The sequence below is a fragment of the Vibrio sp. 10N.222.49.C9 genome, from assembly GCF_041474985.1.
In the GTDB taxonomy this organism is placed as follows: domain Bacteria; phylum Pseudomonadota; class Gammaproteobacteria; order Enterobacterales; family Vibrionaceae; genus Vibrio; species Vibrio crassostreae_C.
In genome coordinates, this window is record NZ_JBFRVD010000910.1 from 1 (window position 1) to 393 (window position 393).

Sequence of the window (393 nt, forward strand, 5' to 3'; positions counted from 1 at the left end):
ACAGAGATTCGTTTCTGGCCAAGTGAAGATACGTTCACCAATATCGAATTCCATTACGATATTCTAGCGAAGCGTTTACGTGAGCTTTCATTCCTGAACTCTGGAGTATCAATCAAATTAATGGATGAACGTGAAGAAGATAAGTTTGATCACTTCATGTATGAAGGTGGTACACAAGCGTTCGTTGATTACCTAAACACGAACAAAACGCCTATCATCCAAAAAGTATTCCACTTTGATTCTGAGCGTGAAGACGGTATCTCAGTTGAAGTAGCGATGCAGTGGAATGATGGCTACCAAGAGAATATCTACTATTTCACCAACAATATCCCTCAGCGTGATGATGGTACTCACTTAGCCGGTTTCCGTGCTGCGTTAACGCGTACACTGAAC

1 pseudogene is annotated in these 393 nt (G+C 41.7%); it reads left to right on the forward strand.

The annotated features are described in order from the left end of the window. Positions 1–393, forward strand: a pseudogene (gene gyrB, locus AB4585_RS26180) (DNA gyrase subunit B); the annotation flags it as partial.